The sequence below is a fragment of the Nocardia thailandica NBRC 100428 genome, from assembly GCF_000308795.1.
In the GTDB taxonomy this organism is placed as follows: Bacteria; Actinomycetota; Actinomycetes; order Mycobacteriales; family Mycobacteriaceae; genus Nocardia; species Nocardia thailandica.
Genome location: NZ_BAGK01000123.1, coordinates 1 through 561 on the forward strand (window position 1 = coordinate 1; position 561 = coordinate 561).

General features: G+C 78.3%; 2 protein-coding genes. Both read right to left on the minus strand.

Annotation, left to right across the window (positions count from 1 at the left end):
• The coding region (locus tag ON36_RS12995) for a PTS sugar transporter subunit IIA (RefSeq protein WP_043651976.1) at positions 1-299 on the minus strand (299 nt) is incomplete at its 3' end.
• Between the two features lie 12 nt (positions 300-311).
• Positions 312-561: PfkB family carbohydrate kinase (locus ON36_RS13000; protein ID WP_245558064.1), on the minus strand; the 250-nt coding region annotated here is incomplete at its 5' end.

The window sequence follows — 561 nt, forward strand, 5'->3', positions numbered from 1 at the left end:
AAGACCAGATCCGCGGGGCCGTCCGGGCCGCCGAAGTCGACCTTCGGGGACAGCCGGGCGAAACACAGCGAGGCCGTGGCGATCTCGGGGACGCGGCAGTGCGGAATGGCGATGCCGCCGGGCAGGCCGGTCGCCGACTGCGCCTCGCGGGCCAGCGCGGCCGCGGCGACGGGCGCCGGATCGGTGGCGCGGCCCGCCGCGGCGAGGCGGGCGGCGAGGGCGGCGATGACCGACGCGGTGTCGGCGCCGAGGTCGGCGTCGAGGGTGATCAGGTCCGGGGTGATGATCGAATCGGCCATCGGGGTGACTTCCTACAGGTGGGGGAGGGGAGACAGGGCCGTCACGGTGACGGCGGCGAGGTCCGGGTGCGCGGGGCCGGGGAGTTCGGTGCCGGGCAGGGCGGTCGCGGCGCTGCCGTAGGCGACCGCGGCGCGCAGGCGGTCGGCGGGCGCGGCGCCGGCGACGTCGGCGAGCAGGTACCCGGCGAGCGCGGAATCGCCCGCGCCGACGGTGGAGCGGGGCACGATGCGCGGCGCGGTGGCCGACCAAGCGCCCTCGCGC